Source organism: Occultella gossypii (genome assembly GCF_019947135.1).
Taxonomy (GTDB): domain Bacteria; phylum Actinomycetota; class Actinomycetes; order Actinomycetales; family Beutenbergiaceae; genus Occultella; species Occultella gossypii.
Genome location: NZ_JAGSHT010000012.1, coordinates 171,858 through 192,487, shown reverse-complemented (window position 1 = coordinate 192,487; position 20,630 = coordinate 171,858). Strand labels below are relative to the sequence as shown.

At 67.1% G+C, this 20,630-nt stretch carries 17 protein-coding genes and 1 tRNA gene; 10 read left to right on the top strand and 8 right to left on the bottom strand.

Going from position 1 to position 20,630, the window contains the following annotated elements:
• Window positions 1-5: 5 nt before the first annotated feature.
• The 8 genes from KCQ71_RS12680 to rpmH form a co-directional block, all read right to left on the bottom strand.
• Window positions 6-1,268: a ParB/RepB/Spo0J family partition protein gene (locus tag KCQ71_RS12680; protein ID WP_223406383.1), complete on the bottom strand. Its 1,263-nt coding sequence runs from the start codon at window positions 1,266-1,268 to the stop codon at window positions 6-8.
• Complete coding sequence (locus KCQ71_RS12675) at window positions 1,265-2,284, bottom strand: ParA family protein (protein WP_223406381.1); 1,020 nt, start codon at window positions 2,282-2,284, stop codon at window positions 1,265-1,267. Before KCQ71_RS12675 ends, KCQ71_RS12680 begins: the two co-directional genes overlap by 4 nt.
• Before the next feature lie 2,797 nt (window positions 2,285-5,081).
• The gene (gene rsmG, locus KCQ71_RS12670) at window positions 5,082-5,747 is read right to left on the bottom strand and encodes a 16S rRNA (guanine(527)-N(7))-methyltransferase RsmG (protein WP_223406379.1); all 666 of its coding nucleotides are present in this window, start codon (window positions 5,745-5,747) and stop codon (window positions 5,082-5,084) included.
• An 8-nt stretch (window positions 5,748-5,755) separates the two neighbouring features.
• A complete protein-coding gene (locus KCQ71_RS12665; protein ID WP_223406377.1) occupies window positions 5,756-6,325 on the bottom strand; it encodes a Jag family protein in 570 nt (189 codons plus the stop codon).
• 35 nt (window positions 6,326-6,360) lie between these two features.
• A complete protein-coding gene (yidC, locus tag KCQ71_RS12660) occupies window positions 6,361-7,458 on the bottom strand; it encodes a membrane protein insertase YidC (protein ID WP_223406375.1) in 1,098 nt (365 codons plus the stop codon).
• A gap of 20 nt (window positions 7,459-7,478) precedes the next feature.
• Window positions 7,479-7,772: a membrane protein insertion efficiency factor YidD gene (yidD, locus tag KCQ71_RS12655; RefSeq protein ID WP_223406639.1), complete on the bottom strand. Its 294-nt coding sequence runs from the start codon at window positions 7,770-7,772 to the stop codon at window positions 7,479-7,481.
• 83 nt (window positions 7,773-7,855) lie between these two features.
• Window positions 7,856-8,206 carry a ribonuclease P protein component gene (gene rnpA, locus KCQ71_RS12650; RefSeq protein ID WP_223406373.1) on the bottom strand — a complete coding sequence of 117 codons (351 nt, stop codon included), beginning with the start codon at window positions 8,204-8,206 and terminating at the stop codon, window positions 7,856-7,858.
• A 5-nt stretch (window positions 8,207-8,211) separates the two neighbouring features.
• A complete protein-coding gene (gene rpmH, locus KCQ71_RS12645) occupies window positions 8,212-8,349 on the bottom strand; it encodes a 50S ribosomal protein L34 (protein WP_133105649.1) in 138 nt (45 codons plus the stop codon).
• 448 nt (window positions 8,350-8,797) lie between these two features.
• Between rpmH and dnaA the strand changes: the two genes are divergently transcribed.
• From dnaA to KCQ71_RS12595, 10 genes are all read left to right on the top strand, one after another.
• Window positions 8,798-10,240 (top strand): chromosomal replication initiator protein DnaA, encoded by a 1,443-nt coding sequence (gene dnaA, locus KCQ71_RS12640; RefSeq protein ID WP_372454017.1) that lies wholly within the window; start codon window positions 8,798-8,800, stop codon window positions 10,238-10,240.
• A gap of 598 nt (window positions 10,241-10,838) precedes the next feature.
• Complete coding sequence (dnaN, locus tag KCQ71_RS12635) at window positions 10,839-11,966, top strand: DNA polymerase III subunit beta (protein ID WP_223406371.1); 1,128 nt, start codon at window positions 10,839-10,841, stop codon at window positions 11,964-11,966.
• Between the two features lie 51 nt (window positions 11,967-12,017).
• A complete protein-coding gene (gene gnd, locus KCQ71_RS12630) occupies window positions 12,018-12,914 on the top strand; it encodes a phosphogluconate dehydrogenase (NAD(+)-dependent, decarboxylating) (RefSeq protein ID WP_223406369.1) in 897 nt (298 codons plus the stop codon).
• Window positions 12,915-12,927: 13 nt separating this feature from the next.
• Window positions 12,928-14,115 (top strand): DNA replication/repair protein RecF, encoded by a 1,188-nt coding sequence (recF, locus tag KCQ71_RS12625; protein ID WP_223406367.1) that lies wholly within the window; start codon window positions 12,928-12,930, stop codon window positions 14,113-14,115.
• 91 nt (window positions 14,116-14,206) lie between these two features.
• Entirely contained in the window at window positions 14,207-14,737 is a 531-nt protein-coding gene (locus KCQ71_RS12620; RefSeq protein WP_223406365.1) for a DciA family protein, read from the top strand.
• Window positions 14,738-14,968: 231 nt separating this feature from the next.
• Entirely contained in the window at window positions 14,969-17,011 is a 2,043-nt protein-coding gene (gyrB, locus tag KCQ71_RS12615) for a DNA topoisomerase (ATP-hydrolyzing) subunit B (RefSeq protein ID WP_223406363.1), read from the top strand.
• A gap of 34 nt (window positions 17,012-17,045) precedes the next feature.
• The gene (gene gyrA / locus KCQ71_RS12610; RefSeq protein WP_223406636.1) at window positions 17,046-19,682 is read left to right on the top strand and encodes a DNA gyrase subunit A; all 2,637 of its coding nucleotides are present in this window, start codon (window positions 17,046-17,048) and stop codon (window positions 19,680-19,682) included.
• A complete protein-coding gene (locus tag KCQ71_RS12605; protein ID WP_223406361.1) occupies window positions 19,682-20,296 on the top strand; it encodes a DUF3566 domain-containing protein in 615 nt (204 codons plus the stop codon). The genes gyrA and KCQ71_RS12605 overlap by 1 nt, the downstream gene beginning before the upstream one ends.
• Before the next feature lie 75 nt (window positions 20,297-20,371).
• Window positions 20,372-20,445, top strand: a tRNA-Ile gene (locus KCQ71_RS12600).
• A 32-nt stretch (window positions 20,446-20,477) separates the two neighbouring features.
• Window positions 20,478-20,597, top strand: coding sequence for a DLW-39 family protein (locus KCQ71_RS12595; RefSeq protein WP_210769272.1), 120 nt, complete (start codon window positions 20,478-20,480; stop codon window positions 20,595-20,597).
• The last annotated feature ends 33 nt before the right edge of the window (window positions 20,598-20,630 follow it).

The window sequence follows — 20,630 nt, the reverse complement described above, 5'->3', positions numbered from 1 at the left end:
CGGCCTCACTCGGCGGTCGGCTGGAGCACGCCCGGATCGTCGGGAGTGAGGGCGTTCAGGATGCGATTGAGGTCTTGCACGCTTGCAAACTCAATATTGATGCGGCCTTTACGCTGACCTAGGTTTACCTTGACCTTCGTGTCGAGTCGGTCCGAGAGCCGGCTGGCGAGGTTGTCGAGTGCTTCGCTGTGCTCGCCGGCTCGCGGGCGCCGCCGCATCTCAGGTTGGGTGGGGTCGTCACCGAGGGTGACGATCTCCTCGGTCGCGCGAACGCTCAGCCCCTCGGCGACGATCCGTTGCGCGAGCCGCTCCATCGCGCCGCCGTCGGGCAGTCCGAGCAGCGCACGGGCGTGGCCCGCGGACAGGACTCCGGCCGCGACCCGGCGCTGGACCAGGGGTGGCAGCTTGAGCAGTCGGAGAGTGTTCGAGATCTGTGGCCGGGACCGGGCAATCTTGGTTGCCAGCTGATCGTGGGTGCACCCGAAGTCGTCCAGTAGCTGCTGGTATGCGGCCGCTTCCTCGAGCGGGTTCAGTTGCGCCCGGTGCAGGTTCTCCAGGAGCGCGTCCCGGAGCATGTCGTCCTGGGCGGTGTCCCGGATGATCGCGGGTACCGTGTCATTCCCGGCGAGCCGGGATGCGCGCCACCGGCGCTCACCCATGATCAGTTCGTAGGTGGGACGTCCCTCGACGTCGGTGCCCGAGGGGCGCACGACGACCGGCTGCAGGACGCCGACCTCACGGATCGAGCCCGCGAGCTCCTCGAGGTCGTCCTCGTCGAACACCTGACGGGGCTGGCTCGCGTTCGGGCGGATCGCATCCAGTGGGAGTTCGGCGAACCTTGCCCCGGGCACCGGCCGAAGCTCGCCGTCATCGAATCCAGGCTGTCGCTCGCCTGCCGCTGGCGCACGGTCCGTGACCTCGAAGACCGTAGCCGCCGGGCCGGTGATCGCATCGACGGAGTCCTCGGGGCCCTCGGTCGAGTCGTCGGACGGCGCGAGGCTCGATTCGCTCACCGCGGTCTCGGAATCGACCGCGCCTGCGACCAAGGCCGTCGCCGGCTCGTTCGCGCTCGGGACCGTCGGGGACTGCGGACTCTGCGACGCCGACTCAGCAACCGGGTCCGGTGGTGTCGCCACTGCCGTCGCCGCGCCACGGGAGTCCGGGAAGAACACGTCGACCGGCCGCCCTGCCCCGCCGCCGCCCGACGGCGGTGTGGTCGGAATCAGCGCGCCGAGCCCTCGGCCAAGTCCTCGTCGACGCTCGCTCATCGGTTCGCTCCCTCAACCTCGGGCGCCTCGGTGGACGCTTCGCCGAGTTCCTGGTCTACGGACTGCTCCTGGGTGGACGACTCATCGACTGCCTGATCGACCGACGTCTCGGGGGGCAGCGCCCCTCTCTTCGCGATCTCGCGTGCTGCCTCGAGGTAGGCGAGCGCCCCGGAGGACCCTGCGTCATAGGTCAGGACGGTCTGTCCGTAGCTCGGCGCCTCCGAGATACGGACGGACCGCGGGATGGAGGTGTGGAGGGTCTGGTCCGGGAAGTGCTCGCGCACCTCTTCGGCGACCTGGTGGGCAAGGTTCGTGCGACCGTCGAACATCGTCAGCAGGATCGTGGATACGTGCAGCGCGGGATTCAGGTGGGCCCGAATGAGGTTGATGTTGTTCAGGAGTTGGCTGAGGCCCTCAAGGGCGTAGTACTCGCACTGGATCGGGATCAGCACCTCGCGTGCGGTGACGAATGCGTTCACCGTGAGCAGTCCGAGACTCGGCGGGCAATCCACAAAGACGTAGTCGATCCGCGGTTGACCATCTCGTGACCGTTCCTTGAGATAGGCGGCCAGTGCATTGCGCAGCCGGTTCTCCCTTGCCACGACCGACACCAGTTCGATCTCCGCGCCGGAGAGATCGATCGTCGCCGGGACGCAGTACAGGCCCGGGATCACGTCGCTCTCCTGGATCACCTCGGAGATCGGAACGTCGTTGATCAGGATGTCGTATGTCGACGGGACGCCACTATGGTGTTCGATCCCAAGCGCTGTGGAGGCGTTTCCTTGAGGATCATTATCAATAACGAGGACCTTCAGGCCGGCCTTCGCGAGCGCAGCAGCCAGGTTCACGGTTGTCGTGGTCTTGCCAACACCGCCCTTCTGGTTCGCGACGGTGAAGACCCGGGTCTGCCACGGCGGAGGGAACCTCCGGCCCGCGAGCTCGATCCTGCGGCGGGCATCGACGGCGAGTTCGGCTGCGAGAGGCGTCGTCTCGTCCATCAGCGGGATGGCCGACATCAGCTCGAGTCGGCGCTCCTCCTCGGATGAGAGCGGTGATGTGACATCCGTGGGTGTCTGACCGACGACACCGGTGTCTTCCTGATCCACGTGGAGCGTCCATTCGAGGGGGATTGGCGTACCACCACAGCCTAAGCGTGTTCCGGTGCCGCTCAGACCATCCGCACCCGCGCGTCGTGTACGTGTCGTCATGTGTTGTTTCACGTGGAACGACGCCTCGTTTCACGTGGAACCGGCCGTAGGAACCAAACGAACGCGATGTGCACGACGGCGCAGCCGGGAGATGTGCCGCGTTCGCCTTGAACAGCGCCGCGACTCGGGTACATAGCGATACGTCGACAGGTGCACCGCTGGGGAGCGCGCTGGCGTCTCCCGCCTTCACGCCGGCTCGAACCGCTCTGGCAATATCGAGCAACCATGGTGTTCCACGTGAAACGTTGGCCACTCCGATCCAGGTGGCGGACCCGCACGCCGTCAAGGGAAACTGAACTCGCGAACCCGGCCGTCGGCTACGTCCACACGACCAGCCGGTCACACCCGGGTCCATGCGAGAGACGATCAGCACGGTCGCCGCACGACGCGGGCGAGGCCGTCGGCGACGTGTCGCCGTGTGCATGAACGCACATGAAGCCGTAGCGAGCACGAGGTGCATCCAGTCGAGTTGGACCACGTGGCGCGGAGCTGTGCGGCCCGGTAGACGTGCGTGGGGTAGCCCCGTTTCACGTGGAACAGGATCATTGCCTCGGCTTAACGCACGCGGCCGCCGTTTGGCACCCCGGACCCCCAAGCCCCGCGACCGGCCGCCAGCGTGCGATCGGCAGCCGGGAGTCAGCAGCAGGTAGCCGGCAGCCGGCAGCAATGCGCCCGAGCCCTCCGACCTCGCCATGCCGCCGCGCCGCGTTCACCGCAGCCAGTACCGCTCAGCGCTGGCGATAGGAGTTCACCGTCAAGCGGACACCCATGCAGGCCAGGTAGATGAGTCTCGCGGACGTCTGCCGACCTCTCCCGACGCGGCGAGGGGTTTCACGTGAAACCACCTCGACCAGTGCTCGTTGGACCCAGCCACGACCAGCATGCGCGCATCGGCCTGCGCCGCAGTCGCAGTCATGCGCCAGGCCATCGGCGCTGCGCACGCTCCGACTAGAGCGCCAGCTCGCACGCCAACCACCGTTCCGAGCGAACCATACGTGCCGGAGTTCCACGTGAAACCGAACCCGCTGCTTGTCACGGATCACACCCGTGGCAATGCTGCGTATCCATTCACCGACGTGATCGGCTCATTCCTAGGTCGCTGAGGAACGCAGTTGAAGATCCAGGACAGGGCGGGCAATGAACCGTCGCCCCGTTTCACGTGAAACACGGACCCCATCAACACCCTCTTCATAGCCTCCGTGGCACCTCGGGAGCAACGCGAGCGACGCAACTACCAGAAGCGTATGGCAGCAACCGCACCGGGCGCAGACATCCAGAGCCTGCGCGATACGCCGCGGTCGTCAGTGCCACCCCATGGAGGCAGGTAGGACCGGCCGCCACAACACACCACAGCCTCTCGAACATTTCGTCCCAGCGGACGGACCCTCCCACGGGCCCGGGTGCGGCGCCGCCTCCTCGAGCAGGTCGCTGAGGCGCCCGCTGGACCGGCCCTCCGCAAGTCGACCAGATCGAACCCTTCGCGCGCTCTCGGCGCGCGATGGAACGGGGAGGATTCACGTGAAACAGATCCGGAGCGAGGAGGGTTCACCAACGACCCTCTCGTCATGTTCCATGTCGATCTGGGCCGGCTACAAGATGAGACCCGTCAATCCACCAACGGCGGATACCGCTCCACGTCGGACCGCATCACCAAAGGGACACTTGCCAGGCGTCCCACCATCGCCGGGCAACGTTCCACGTGAAACAGAGCCGACAAACGCAGGCGGCACTGACGATGGAGAACAGGCTGATACGCCGCGTGGGGCAGTTCCGACAAGCGGAGCACCGCGAGTACAGACCGTGGAACTCTCACCCGAAGCGGTGCCCGACTTCTGGAGAACCGCAACCGCACACCCGCGACGTTTCACGTGAAACGGGTGCTGATTCCCGTGGAGCTACGCACGGTGCAGACCAGTGACGATTCACGTCAAACGGAATGCGACACGGTCACACCACACGTTCCCGAACCATGTGCGGGTCAACGTGACAACCGCCTCCGGGAGGACAGACGCCCGCACCTCAATGACACAACAGTACGCCGTCGGCCACATCTGACGAACTCGCAGATCCCTCAGCGGACCGCTTCACCGCGGGTGAGGTCTGGACTCGACCGGAACCTACTCGGAACGCCGATCGCACGGCGACTCAGTTCCACGTGAAACGACCGCAAGATAGCAGTCGAGAGTCCCGCAAGTCAGCAGGGCCGGACGACCCGGATCGCCGCACCACATCGAGTCGGGTCCGACAGGAGCGACCTGGTGACGTCGGGGCAGGCCTCTGCCGGACTGGTCCGCGTCGCCCCAGGCTCACCGGCTTGGCGCTGAGGGCCGGACTCCGCCGGCTCTGCCTTGCGCTCGGAGCCGTTCCACGTGAAACCATCACCCCGACGAGCACGCCGCTGGCACCCATTCGCAACCACAACACTCATCGCCAAACTGCACCGGCCGAGAGCACCTGGGACGACGGGACCGGCCCTTGCGATGCGCACAGAGCCGGGCCGGCCGGCCGCGACCACACCGGGACACCGCTCGCGCATTGCGCCGATAAGCAAGTGAACTCAGGACTCCAAGACGCCACAAAGAACCTAGAACATACGTTCTAGGTTCTACTTGCGGACCTCGACCACCTTGGTCGTCTCGCCGTCTCCAAGGAGATCGACCTCATGCACCGAGAAGGACTTCACGCCCAGCTTCCGTAGAACGGGAGCCGCCTCAGCGAGTTCCTCCTCCGCACGGCGACCCTTCTGAGCGAGCAGGACACCTCCACGTTCCACCAGAGGCAACGTAAGCCGAGCAAGCTTTCCGAGCGCAGCAACGGCGCGCGCTGTCACAGCAGTGACCCGCAGGCGACCGTGCAACTCCTCGGCCCGAACCTGGTGGAGCGTCACGTTGTCCAGGTCAAGTTCTTCGACGACCTCCGCCAACCACGCGATCCGACGCTCCATCGGCTCGATCAGGTGCACGTCAAGGTCGGGTCGCATCAACGCGAGCACCACACCCGGCAGGCCGGCACCAGATCCGACGTCGGCCAGCGACCCGGAAGCCGGAAGGAATCGCGCCACCGCCGCAGAGTTGACGACGTGGCGAGTCCAGAGCCGCGGCACCTCGCGCGGACCGATCAGCCCTCGCAGCTCACCCTCGTCCGCAAGCATCTCTGCGAACCGTGCCGCTCCGGACCACGCAAGACCGAGAACGGCGCGACTCGCGGCATCGTCGACGACCACATCCGCATCCTCGGTCGACTCCCCGCCGTCCGCCGCCGGACCGGACACGTCCCCTCTCAATCCGCAGCGGGAGCGCGAACCACAACGTGACGCTTCGGCTCCACACCCTCGGAATCACTGATGAGGGACGCCGTCGCAACCGCGTCATGAATGACCTTGCGCTCGAACGGGTTCATCGCGGGGAGCGAAACGTCGGCGCCTTCGGCTCGCGCACGGTCGATCGCCTCCTGGGCGATCGCCGTGAGCTCAACCTTGCGTGCCTGTCGGTGACCAGCGACATCCAGCATCAGCCGGCTCCGCTCACCCGTCTTCGCCTGAACCGCCAACCGAGTCAACTCCTGCAGTGCGTCGAGGACCTCACCCTCGTCGCCGATGAGCCGCTTGAGCGAATTCGCATCATCCGAATCGGTCACGATCTCGACAGCCGCGCGACCGTGGTCGACGTCAATGTCGATGTCGCCGTCCAGATCCGCAATATCGAGCAGTTCCTCGAGGTAGTCGGCCGCGATCTCACCCTCCTCCTCGAGCCGGTTGCTGGGGGCCACCTCGTCGGTAGCGGGCTTGGCGTCGGCGACCGCGTCAGCGGGAGTGACCGCTGTCTCGACCTGGTTGGTGTCGTTCGTCATCATCGGACCTCTCGGGCTGTGGGGCGCTCTCAGCGCTACTTCTTGGGCTTCGTGGACTTCGACGACGGCGCGGGAGCTGGCTCGGCGATGGCCTCCGGCTCGCTTTCCTGCTCAACCGCCCCACCCGCCGACACCGCGGCCGGTCGGCCGCCAGCGCGCTTGGACCTCGGACTGTTGCGCTTCGGCTGCTGCCGCTGGCCGCTTGCGCCGGTCGTCAGCGTGTCCGTATCCGTCGTGTCAGGGGTGTGGGCGCCATCGTCCTCGAGCGTCCTGCCGCGGCGCTTGGCCTTGCGAGCCTGACGCTCCTTGTACTTCGCCTCGGCCTCAGAGCCGGGCGCCGGCGAATTCCGGATCACGAACCACTGCTGGCCCATCGACCAGAGGTTCGAGGTGGACCAGTAGACCAGCACACCGATCGGGAAGTTCACGCCGGAGAACGCGAACACCAACGGAAGGATGTACATCAGCATCCGCTGCTGCCGCGCCATCGGGTTGTCGAGTGCCGACTGCGGCATGTTCTTCATGGTCAGCTGACGCTGGGTGAACAGCGTCGTGGCCGACATGATGATGATCAGCGCTGCGGTCACGAACTTGACTGCGAGGTCATCAGAACCAAGGAACGTGGAGGACAACGAGGCCCCGAAGATCTCCGACGACTCCGCCTGCGCCGCGAGTTCCTGCGTCAAGGGTCCGATGCTGTCGCCGCGCGCGTAGGTGCCCGTAGCAACGGCCTCAAGGGACGAGAGCACCCTGAACAACGCGAAGAAGATCGGCATCTGCGCCAGGATCGGCAGACAGGAGGCGAACGGCGACGTCCCGGCCTCCTTGTAGATGGCCATCATCTCCTGCTGCATGGCCTGCCGAGACGCCGGGTCGGTCTTGCCCTTGTACTTCTTCTGCAGCTTCTGGATCTCCGGCTGCACCAACTGCATCCCACGGGACGCCTTGATCTGGCGGACGAACAGCGGAATCAGCAGGATCCGAATCACCACGACGAGCGCGACGATCGAGAGCAACCAGGTCCAGCCCCCGGCTGGATCCATCCCGAGCCAGGTCAGAACGTCGTGCGCGCGCACCATGATCCACGCGACCGCAACCTTGATCGGCCACAGCAAACTGTCGAAGAAATCCATGGACTAGCAGTTCTCCAATGTCAGGACCGCGGCTGCGGACCCAGGCTGGCAGGTCTACCGAAGAGCGTACGTGTTCGTCGGAGGGGGCTGCGGCGGATGCGATCATGCCGGGATCGCCGGGCTGGTACGTGGTCGACACCGCCGGCCGACCAGGGATTGCAACGGAGCACTCGCCAGATCGCGAGCCCGATCCCCACTACCGGGCCACGCTTCCTCAGCGCATCGATCGCGTAGGCGGAGCAGCTCGGGTAGTAGCGGCACGTGGGTGCGAACCACGGAGAGACGATCAACTGATAGCCGCGGACGAGGCCCATCAACAACCACGTCACCGGATTCCGGACCCGTCCACGCGCGCTCTCGGCCCCGGAGGACCCCGAGGACTCACCGATCGGCTGCGTCATCGCTTCACCTCCGCGCGTGCGCTCCTGTCCAGACAACGCACCATGTCGCGTTCCAGTTCCGGGTAGGTCGCGGCTGCAGCGGGCGCCAGCGCCCGCACCACGACCGAACTCCCGGCCGGAAGAGCCTGCACCCGGGCCGCGCTGATCGCACGCAGCCGACGCTTCACCAGGTTCCGCTGAACCGCGCCGCCGACCGCCTTGGACACAACAAAACCCACCCGAGCCGGATCGGCTCGGGTGGATCCTCGGTAGTGCACCACGACTCGTGGCGTGCCACTGCGGGCACCGAACCGGATCGCGTCGGCGAACTCGTCACCACGACGCATCCGGTGCTGTGCCGGCAGCACCGTGCTCAGGCAGACAGCGCGCTGCGGCCCTTGCGGCGACGAGCCGCCAGGATCGAGCGACCAGCGCGGGTGCGCATGCGCAGTCGGAAGCCGTGCACCTTGGCTCGGCGCCGGTTGTTCGGCTGGAAGGTCCGCTTGCTCACGGGAATGCTCCAAAAGATGTTGGGAAGGGCGCCATCACCGGGGAAGCAAGGCGCAGAACCGTCCGAACGCGGGCCTCCGGGCAGGAGGACACGCGCGTCCATACGACTGATCCACGGTACGCGAGGCTGGGTTACCCGGTCAAACCCGCGGTAGAGGCCTTCCCCACACTCCCCGCATTCTGCCTCGCCGGCCGACCGGGCGCGATCCGCGCGGTCCCGCCGCACACACGCCGGAACCGGACCGAACTCGATCCACAATCCTGTGGACGACCGGTGGCACCCGCCGCTCAGCGGGGTTACGCTCGCACCTCCCGACGGTGACATCCACGCCTCACTGTCCGCAGGATCTCGCGCGTTCTCGAACCGAGACCGGTTGCACACAGACTGTGGATAGAGTTGTGGACGACACCACCGTCGATGCTGTCACCATCTTGCTGCAGGGGGTCATGTGTCCGAGTCACCAGTCGATGCCGCAGCGCTCGGTCCTGCATGGACCCGGGCCATCGAGATCCTCACCGACCGCGGCGAGCTCAGCGGACCGCACCTGGGTTTCATCCGGCTCACCAAGCCACTCGGCGTCATCGACGACACCATCCTGCTCGCGGTCTCGAACGAATTCGCCAAGGAGTTCATCGAGACCCGCGCCCGCGAGTCGATCACGGCCGCACTGTCGGCGGCCCTCACGCACAACGTCAAGGTTGCGGTCACGGTCGACCCGTCCCTTGAGGAGACCCTGACGATCGACGAACCTCCGCGCCGAGCCGAACCGGTTTCGGACCGCGAGCAACGGCCGGCGACGCGACCGGCGCCCCGGTCCGCGCCACAGCCGGACCACTACGCGACCGGCGTCGACCCGAATGCCCGCCTCAACCCGAACTATTCGTTCGACACGTTCGTGATCGGATCCAGCAACCGATTCGCGCATGCCGCGGCGACCGCCGTCGCCGAAGCACCCGCCAAGGCGTACAACCCGCTCTTCATCTACGGACAGTCAGGGCTCGGCAAGACCCACCTGCTCCACGCGATCGGGCACTACGCGAAGAGTCTCTACCCCGGGATCCGGGTGCGGTACGTGAACTCCGAGGAGTTCACCAACGACTTCATCAACTCGATCCGCGACGACAAGGCCGAGGCGTTCCAACGTCGGTACCGCGAGGTCGAGGTCCTCCTCATCGACGACATCCAGTTCCTGCAGGGCAAGGAACAGACGATGGAGGAGTTCTTCCATACGTTCAACACCCTGCACAACGACAACAAGCAGGTCGTCATCACCTCTGACCTGCCCCCGAAGCTCCTCAACGGCTTCGAGGACCGGATGCGGTCGCGGTTCGAGTGGGGTCTGATCACCGACGTCCAGCCGCCCGACCTCGAGACGCGCATCGCGATCCTCCGCAAGAAGGCCGGCAGCGAGAGCCTCCAGGCCCCGAACGACGTGCTGGAGTACATCGCGTCGAAGATCTCCTCCAACATCCGTGAGCTGGAGGGCGCGCTCATCCGGGTCACGGCATTCGCGAACCTCAACCGACAGTCCGTGGACCTCTCGCTCGCCGAAATGGTGCTCAAGGACCTGATCACCGACAACGACGGAGCCGAGATCACGCCGTCGTCGATCATGGCGCAGACCGCCACCTACTTCGGCGTGACGATCGAGGCGCTCTGCAGCGCCGACCGCTCACGGGTGCTCGTGAACGCCCGTCAGATCGCGATGTACCTGTGCCGGGAACTGACCGACCTGTCGCTGCCGAAGATCGGGCAGCTGTTCGGCGGCCGCGACCACACCACCGTCATGCACGCGAACCGCAAGATCCGTCAGCAGATGGCCGAACGTCGGTCCACGTTCAACCAGGTCACCGAGTTGACGAACCGGATCAAGCAGCAGCAACGCGGCTGACCGCCGCCTCGGCCCGCGTCCAGCACCTGGACCGTGGACCAGCAGCTCCTCGCCACGAAACGTTCACTCATTTCAACCAATTCACAGTTGTGGATGAACCTGTGGACACCCGTGGACACACGACACGTTCCCGTGGACACAGACCCTGAGATCCGTGGACGGACCTGCTGGGGACTTTGTGATTACACAGCTTCCATGGGGCCCTGTGCACGGCGGTCGCACTGCCGGTCCACATCGCCGTCGCCGCGCTGACCTGCACGGACGTCGGTTGTCCACAACATCCACAGCTCCTATGACGATGACTACCTATCTCTATGGGATCCGGGTGTGAACAACCAACATCTGCCCGAACGACAACTTCTGCTTCCCGATCAGACCATCGAGGCCACTGGACCTGCCCGGCAGGTCCACCCTCGACTAGTCTCGGCAGGGCGGCTCGCACGAGCAGACCGATGGGGCAGCCACCGGCTCGATCGTGGTTCGAGCGCTCGAACGTTGTCACTATGCTCTGAGGACCCACGGGAACTCCGACGCCGGGCCGCGCCGAGAGCCGAGCAGCACCGCCGAGTACCACCAGATCAGGAGAGAGGCCGACATCGTGAAGTTCAGGGTTGAGCGAGATGTGCTGGCGGAAGCCGTGACCTGGACGGCACGCACGCTGCCCAGCCGCCCGTCGGTGCCGGTGCTCGCGGGTGTCCTCCTCGAGGCCAACTCCGACGGCACGCTCGTGCTCTCGACCTTCGACTACGAGGTGTCGGCCCGTTCCAGTGTCGTAGCCGAGGTGGACGAGCCGGGCTCGGCACTGGTCTCCGGACGGCTGCTCGCCGAGATCTCCCGAGCCCTGCCGAACAAGCCGGTCGAGGTCAGCGTCGACGGCTCGAAGGTTGTTGTGGTCTGTGGCGCGTCCCGGTTCACCCTGCTGACGATGCCGGTCGAGGACTACCCCGCGCTGCCCGATCTGCCGGACACCACCGGCTCCATCTCCGGAGACGCGTTCGCCCAGGCCATCTCCCAGGTCACGATCGCGGCGGGCCGCGACGAGACGCTGCCGCTGCTCACCGGGGTACGCGTGGAGATCGAGGGCGACAAGGTCACGCTCCTGGCCACGGACCGCTACCGCCTCGCCATGCGCGAGGTCTCCTGGACGCCGGCATCGCCGTCGGTCAGCCGGGTGGCCCTGGTCCGGGCCCGGACACTGTCCGACGTCGCGAAGAACCTCAGCAACGCCGGATCGATCGACGTCGCTCTGGTCGAGAACGGGGACATCGTGGGATTCGAGGCCGGCGGGCGTCGAACCACCTCGCTCTTGGTCGACGGTGAATACCCGCCGGTCCGCCGACTGTTCCCGGAGCAGACCACCACGCACACCGTCACGAGCACCGCCGAGCTCGTCGAGGCCGCCAAACGTGTCGCGCTCGTGGCCGAACGGAACACCCCGATCCGACTGTCCTTCAGCGAGGGTCAGGTCGTCCTCGAGGCGGGTCAGGGCGACGACGCGCAGGCATCCGAGGTTCTCGAGTCCACGCTCGTGGGCGAGGACATCTCGACGGCATTCAATCCCCAGTACCTGCTCGACGGCCTCGGCGCCCTGGACACCCCGTTCGTACGGCTGTCCTTCACGCACTCCTCCAAGCCGGCCGTCATGACCGGCCAGGACAGCATCGACGGTGCGGACCACGCGGAGGAGTTCCGGTATCTGCTGATGCCGATTCGATTCGCGAGCTGACCGGCCCGACTCCACACTGGTCACCATCACCGCAGGCAAGGGAGATCGCTCATGCACATCGGATTGATCGGGCTCGGTCGCATGGGCGGCAACATGCGCGACCGCATCCGCAATGCGGGTCACGAGGTGACCGGGTACGACCAGAACCAGGAGATCTCCGACGTCGAAGGAGTTGCGGACCTGGTCGCAGCGCTTCCGGAAGCCCAGCGCATCGTCTGGGTGATGGTCCCGGCCGGCGAGATCACGGATTCCGTGGTGACGCAGGTGGCGGCGCAGATGCACTCCGGCGACATCATCATCGACGGCGGCAACTCCAAGTTCAGTGATGACACCCGCCGCGCCGCGGACCTCGCCGAGCGTGGGATCGGTTACGTCGACGCCGGGGTCTCCGGCGGTGTCTGGGGCCGCGAGAACGGGTACGGCCTGATGGTCGGAGGCCCGGACGACACGATCGCGACGCTGATGCCGATCTTCGACGCACTCCGGCCGGAAGGGCCGGCCGAGGAGGGCTTCGTCCACGCCGGCCCGGTCGGTGCCGGCCACTACGCGAAGATGGTGCACAACGGCATCGAGTACGGCGTCATGCAGGCCTACGCCGAGGGCTACGAGATCCTCGCCGCCCGTGATGACCTGATCGATGACGTCGGTGCCATCTTCACGGCCTGGCAGCGCGGCACCGTGGTCCGCTCCTGGCTGCTGGAGCTGCTGGTCAAGGCGCTCAACGAGGATCCGGACCTGGACGAGATCCGAGGTTTCGTCGCGGACTCCGGCGAGGGTCGCTGGACCGTGCAGGAGGCCGTGGAACGCGCGGTTCCGGCGCCCGTGATCAGCGCCGCGCTGTTCGCACGTTTCGACTCCCGTCAGGAGGACTCGCCGGCCATGAAGGCCGTCGCGGCACTGCGCCAGCAGTTCGGCGGGCATGCCACCAAGGCCGCGGCGGACGGCTGAGCACGACCACTCGATGCATGTCACCGATCTTGCCCTGACCGACTTCCGGTCCTACACCCAGGTCGTCGTCGCCTTCGAACCGGGGATCAGCGCCCTGGTCGGGCCGAACGGTCAGGGAAAGACCAATCTTGTGGAGTCGCTCGGCTATCTGGCCACGTTCTCCTCACACCGGGTGGCTTCCGATGCCGCGCTGGTGCGTCGTGGCGCTGCCCGAGCGGTGATCCAGGCGAAGGTGGTCCGCTCCGGGCGCCCCGCGACGCTCGAACTCGAACTCGTCGCAGGCAAGGCGAATCGCGCCAGGATCAACCGGTCCCCGCTGCCCCGGACGCGGGATCTGCTCGGCCGGCTCCGGACCGTGTTGTTCGCCCCCGAGGACCTCGCCCTGATCAAGGGTGACCCGGACGGACGGCGCCGGTTCCTCGACGAGCTGCTGGTGCTGCTCAGCCCGAAGCTCGCCGGCGTGCGCTCGGAGTACGAACGCGTGATCAAGCAGCGGAACGCCCTGCTGAAGTCGGCCGGCATGAGCCGCCGATCGGGTTCCGGTCCGGACCTGCGCACCCTGGACGTCTGGGACGAGAAGGTCGCCACCGCCGGCGCCCAGCTCATCGCCGCGCGCGTGACCGCTGTTCGCAACCTACGCCCGCACGTCGAGAGCGCCTATGAACGGGTCAGTTCCGCGCAGAGCGCCGCCGAGATCGGGTACCGGTCGAGCCTCGAGCAGGCGATGTCCGACGGCGAGCGGCCGGCCGGTACGGCTCTGGCGGCCGAGGAGTCACTCACCAATGCCGATCTGGTCCAGGCTCGGCTGCTGGACGCGATGTCTCGGCTGCGGTCCCGGGAGATCGAGCGCGGTGTCTCCCTGGTCGGCCCCCACCGTGACGACCTGGAGTTGCAGCTTGGTGGACTTCCGGCGCGCGGCTACGCCAGCCACGGCGAGTCCTGGTCGCTGGCGTTGGCGCTGCGGCTGGCTTCCTACGAGCTCCTCCGAGCCGACACAGACTTCGAGAGCGACGGCGAGCCCGTGCTCATCCTGGACGACGTGTTCGCGGAACTGGACAACCGCCGTCGGGCACGCCTGGCCGAACTGGTCGCCGGCGCGGAACAGGTGCTGATCACCTCGGCCGTCGCCGAGGACGTTCCGGACGGCCTGGACGGCGCGCGGTACGACGTCATGGACGGTGCGGTCACCCGTGTCCGCTGACCGGCCCGACGGCGGAGGTCCAGTTCCCAGGGGCGGCTCCCCCAAGGCCGGGGCCAAAGCGGTGCGGTCGGCTGCGCCGACGGAACGGGCTGTGCCGACGGCGCCAGCTGAACCGGACGTGGACGCAGCGGCGCGGCACGCGCTCGCGCGGGCGCGGGACGCGGCTCGGTCGAAGGGCCTGGCGCCCGGTGGGCTCGGCCGGGCAGGGCGCCGTAAGGCCGGGCCGGGGTCCGAGGCCGCGGCACCCGCGCCGGGTCACGGGACGGGCCGCGATCCGCGCTCGATCAGTGCGGCCATGGACTCCCTGCGCGGGCAGCTCGGCTGGAACCAGCCCCTGTCCATCGGCGGCGTGGTGGGTCGCTGGCGGGAGGTGGTCGGAGACCAGATCGCCGACCATTGCGCGCCGGAGACGTTCGACGAGGGGGCGCTGGTGGTACGCGCGGACTCCACCGCGTGGGCCACGCAGATCCGGCTGCTCCTGCCTCAGCTGGAACGCCGGCTCGTGGAGGAGGTCGGCGAGGGTGTGGTCACGTCGATCCAGGTCCTCGGACCGGGCGGACCGTCGTGGCGCAAGGGGCCACGGTCGGTGCGCGGCCGGGGTCCGCGCGACACCTACGGCTGACATCCGGCCCCCGCTTCGCTGGGTCTCGACCGCCTTCGTCCACAGCCTGCGACACGCTGTGGATAACTTCTGTGGATATTCGGAGTTTGCGCGGTTTCGGAGTAGAATTGAGCGACCGTCCGGGGGCAAGTGGTTCATCTGCCTGTGGTCCTGGGCCGGCACGCAGGCACCTCACTCATCCGAGCGGTGCCGCGCGCGTGCCTCGATGACGATGAGGAGAGCCAGAAGAACGTGGCTGACGACAAGACTGAGCCGGCAACCGAAGCACAGACCTCGGGCCCCACAAGCTACGACGCCAGCAACATCACGGTCCTCGAGGGACTTGAGGCGGTTCGTAAGCGTCCTGGCATGTACATCGGCTCGACCGGTGAACGAGGCCTGCACCACCTCGTCTATGAGGTGGTCGACAACTCCGTCGACGAGGCGCTGGCCGGATACTGCGACCAGATCGACGTGACCCTGCTGGCCGACGGTGGCCTCCGGGTCCGGGACAACGGCCGCGGCATCCCGGTGGACGTGGTCGCGTCCGAGGGCAAGCCGGCCGTCGAGGTCGTGCTCACGGTCCTGCACGCCGGCGGGAAGTTCGGCGGCGGCGGGTACGCCGTCTCAGGTGGCCTCCACGGAGTCGGCGTCTCCGTGGTGAACGCGCTGTCCCGGCGCCTTGAGGTGGAGGTGCGACTTCAGGGCAGCGTGTGGCGGCAGAGCTACGCCGACGGTGTCCCGATGGCCCCCCTCTCCCGGGACGAGGACACGGACGAGACCGGCACGACGGTGACGTTCTGGCCGAACGCCGACATCTTCGAGACGACCACCTTCGACTACGAGACGCTCCGGGCCCGGTTCCAGCAGTACGCGTTCCTGAACAAGGGTCTGGGTATCGCGCTGACCGACGAGCGGGTCATCGCCGAGGACACCGGCGACGAGGTCGCCGGCCCCGAGGGCGAGCGGGCGGAGCCGATCGGGGAACACTCGAGGTCGGTCGCCTATCGCTACGACGGTGGCCTGGTCGACTACGTGAAGCACCTCAACGCCGCCAAGCGCACCGAGATGGTCCACCCGGAGATCATCGACTTCGAGTCCGAGGACACCGAGCGCAAGATCTCGCTGGAGATCGCGATGCAGTGGACCGGCGCGTACTCCGAGAGCGTGCACACCTACGCGAACACGATCAACACCTCCGAGGGTGGCACGCACGAGGAGGGCTTCCGATCCGCGTTGACCACGCTGATCAACCGGTACGCCCGCGAGAAGAACCTGCTCAAGGAGAAGGACGAGAACCTCACGGGTGAGGACATCCGCGAGGGCCTCACCGCCGTCATCTCGATCAAGCTCGGCGAGCCGCAGTTCGAGGGTCAGACGAAGACCAAGCTCGGCAACACCGAGGCCCGCACGTTCACCCAGAAGGTCGTGTTCGACCAGCTCGGCGGCTGGCTCGAGTCCCACCCGGCCGAGGCCCGGGACGTGATCCGCAAGTCGATCCAGGCCTCTGCGGCTCGGATGGCGGCCCGCAAGGCCCGTGAGGCGACCCGCCGCAAGGGCCTGCTCGAGGGTGGCGGGATGCCCGGCAAGCTTCGCGACTGCTCCAGCCGCGATGCCTCGATCTCCGAGGTCTTCATCGTCGAGGGCGACTCGGCCGGTGGCTCCGCAGTGCAGGGACGCAACCCCGAGACCCAGGCGATCCTGCCGATCCGCGGGAAGATTCTGAACGTCGAGAAGGCGCGGATCGACAAGGCCCTCGCGAACATGGAGGTCCAGGCGCTGATCACGGCGTTCGGCACCGGATTCGGTGAGGACTTCGACATCACGAAGTTGCGCTATCACAAGATCGTGCTGATGGCCGACGCCGACGTCGACGGCCAGCACATCGCCACGCTGCTCCTGACGCTGCTGTTCCGGTACATGCGCCCGCTCATCGAGCGCGGCCATGTGTATCTGGCGATGCCGCCGCTGTACCGGCTGAAGTGGACGAACGCGCCGCACCAGTACGTGTACTCGGACCGGGAGCGCGACGCGTTCGTGGCCGAAGGGCTGGCGAAGAACCACCGACTGCCGAAGGACGGCGGCATCCAGCGGTACAAGGGTCTCGGCGAGATGGACTACCGGGAACTGTGGGAGACCACGATGGACCCGGCCACCCGCACCCTGCGTCAGGTGACCATCGGTGAAGCGGCGGGAGCCGACGAGATCTTCTCGATCCTGATGGGCGAGGACGTCGAGTCACGCCGGTCCTTCATCCAGCGCAACGCCCGCGACGTGCGCTTCCTGGACGTCTGAGTAAGGAATCGAACACGTGAGCGAACAACCACCCATGCCCCCGACCGGCCCGAACGACGACGACCAGCCCATCGACGCCGTCGTCACCCACGACCGCATCGAGCAGGTCGACCTCCAGCTCGAGATGCAGAGGTCCTACCTCGACTACGCCATGAGCGTGATCGTCGGGCGTGCCCTGCCGGAGGTGCGCGACGGCCTCAAGCCGGTGCACCGCCGCATCATCTACGCGATGTTCGACGGCGGCTACCGCCCGGACTCAGCGTTCTCGAAGTGCTCGCGTGTGGTCGGCGACGTCATGGGCCAGTTCCACCCGCACGGTGACACCGCCATCTACGACGCGATGGTCCGTCTCGTGCAGCCGTGGTCATTGCGCTACCCGCTGATCAACGGGCAGGGCAACTTCGGCTCCCCGGGTAACGACCCGGCGGCCGCGCCGCGGTACACCGAGTGCAAGATGGCACCGCTGGCCATGGAGATGGTCCGCGACATCGAGAAGAACACGGTCGACTTCGGGGACAACTACGACGGCCGCACCCGCGAGCCGCTCGTCCTCCCGGCGCGCTTCCCGAACCTGCTGGTCAACGGCTCGTCCGGGATCGCCGTCGGGATGGCGACGAACATCCCCTCGCACAACCTCCGCGAGGTCGCCGACGGCGTGCGGTGGCTCCTTGCGAACCCGGACGCGAGCGCCGAGGAGCTCCTCGAGGCCCTGCTGCTGCGGATCAAGGGTCCCGACTTCCCGACCGGCGCCCAGATCCTGGGCCACCGTGGCATCGAGGACGCCTATCGGACCGGCCGCGGCTCCATCACGATGCGCGCGGTCGTCGAGGTCGAGGAACTCCAGGGCCGCACCTGCCTCGTGGTCTCCGAGCTGCCGTACCAGGTGAACCCGGACAATCTCGCCGCGAAGATCGCCGATCTGGTCCGCGACGGTCGGATCCAGGGCATCGCCGACATCCGCGACGAGACCTCCGGGCGGGCCGGGCAGCGCCTCGTGATCGTCCTCAAGCGGGACGCGATCGCGAAGGTCGTGCTGAACAACCTGTACAAGCACACGCAGCTGCAGGACACCTTCGGCGCCAATATGCTCGCGCTGGTGGACGCGGTGCCGCGTACCCTCAGCCTCGACGCGTTCATCCGGCACTGGGTGCACCACCAGGTCGACGTGATCGTACGTCGGACCGAGTGGCTGCTGCGCCGAGCCGAGGACCGCATCCACATCCTGCGCGGCCTCATCAAGGCACTGGATGCCCTCGACGAGGTCATCGCGCTGATCCGCGCCTCGCGCACCGTCGAGGTCGCCCGCACCGGGCTGATGGAGATGCTGGAGATCGACGAGATCCAGTCGAACGCCATCCTGGAGATGCAGCTGCGCCGGCTCGCTGCCCTCGAGCGGCAGAAGATCCTCGACGAGTTCGCCGCCATCGAGGCGGAGATCGCCGACTACAAGGACATCATCGGCTCCGAGGAACGCCAGCGGGAGATCGTCGGCAACGAGCTCGACGAGATCGTCGACCGCTACGGTGACGAGCGACGCACGACGATCCTGCCGTTCAACGGCGAGATGTCCATGGAGGATCTGATCCCCGAGGAGGACGTCGTCGTCACGATCACCCGCGGTGGTTACGCGAAGCGCACCCGCACCGACAACTACCGCCAGCAGCACCGGGGCGGCAAGGGTGTGCGCGGGGCGCAGCTACGCGGTGACGACATCGTCGACCACTTCGGTGTCACGACGACGCACCAGTGGTTGTTGTTCTTCACGAACTTCGGGCGGGTCTACCGCGCGAAGGCCTACGAGCTGCCCGAGGGTGGCCGCGACGCGAAGGGCCAGCACGTCGCGAACCTGCTGGCGTTCCAGCCCGACGAGCGAATCGCCCAGGTCCTGGCGATCCGCGACTACGAGCAGGCCGAGTACCTCGTGCTGGCCACGCGCAGCGGTCTGGTCAAGAAGACCCGGCTCAGCGAGTACGACTCCACCCGCACCGGCGGCGTGATCGCGATCAACCTGCGCACCGACGACGAGGGCAACCCGGACGAGGTGGTGTCCGCCCGGCTGGTGAACCCCGACGACGACCTGCTGCTGGTCTCCCGCAAGGGTCAGTCGCTCCGGTTCACCGCCAGCGACGAGGCGCTCCGCCCGCTCGGTCGGGCGACGTCGGGCGTCACCGGGATGAAATTCCGCGACGGTGACTCGCTGCTGTCGCTGGACGTGGTCCAGCCCGGCAACGACCTGTTCGTGGTCACCGAGGGTGGCTTCGGCAAGCGGACCCGCGTCGACGAGTACCGGGTGCAGGGCCGTGGTGGCCTGGGCATCAAGGTCGCGAACCTCGTAGAGGCTCGCGGAGACCTGGTCGGCGCCCTGATCACCGGTCCCGAGGACGAGGTGCTGGTCATCATGGAGCGCGGCAAGATCGTGCGGGTGTCGGTCTCGGAGGTGAATCTCACCGGCCGGAACACCCAGGGTGTGACGTTCGCCAAGCCCGACGCCGGCGACCGGATCATCGCGATCGCCCGGAACGTCGAGGCCGTGGTCGAAGAGGTGGAAGCCGAATCCGGTGCGGTCGAGGGGGCTGCAGCAGCGCCGGAGTCCTCCGATGGCGTACCGTCTTCGGGTGAGCACGGCGGCGCGGACACCGCGGACGCCGACGCCGAGCAGGAAGGCAACTGATGACCGAGAACACCCAGGGGAACTCCACGGGTGCGCCGGTGCGCACCTCGACCCGGACCACCCTGGGTGGCCAAGCCCCAGGGCAGCGGCCACCGAGCATCAAGCCCGCGGGCGATGCGAGGACCGGCGCGGTCAGGCTCGAGGTCGGCACAGAGGGCACCGAGGCCGGTGCCAAGCGACCATCGGCCACCCAGGCCCGGCCGGGCGCGAAGGCCTCCGGCGCGAGCCAGTCCTCCGGCAAGGCCACTCCGGGGCCGCGCCGGGTCAGGCTCGCGATCTCCCGGATCGACCCCTGGTCGGCGATGAAGATCTCGTTCCTGCTCTCGATCGCGATCGGCATCGCGATCGTGGTCGCCACGGCCGTCGTGTGGGGTGTGCTGAACGAGATGGGCGTCTTCGCCAGCATCCAGGGCATCATTGCGGACGCCGAGGCCATGGCTCAGTTCGGCCCGCTGCTCCAGTACGTCGAGTTCTCCCGGGTGATCTCGGTGGCGACCGTGGTCGCGATCGTCGATGTGGTTCTGCTCACAGCGCTGAGCACCCTCGGTGCCTTCGTGTACAACATTGTCGCGGCAATGGTGGGCGGACTGCACCTCACCCTCACCGACGACTGAGCGAATCGGTTTTGGCGCAGCCGTGCGCCTGAGGTAGTCTCACTCCGGCGCCCCCGCGCGATTACGCGGGGATCCGGGCCTATAGCTCAGTCGGTTAGAGCGCTTCCCTGATAAGGAAGAGGTCGCTGGTTCGAGTCCAGCTAGGCCCACGTCTCGCAGATCAGGAAGGTGGCGGGTAGCGATGAAGAAGCTCCTCACACTCCTCGCGGTTGCCGCCGCCGGGTATTTCGTCTGGCGGAAGTTCGCCGCAGACCGCGACGAGCGGGATTTGTGGGCAGAGGTCACCGACCCACTGCCCTGAACCGGTCCGGTCCCGGGCGAGCAGCGCACAAAC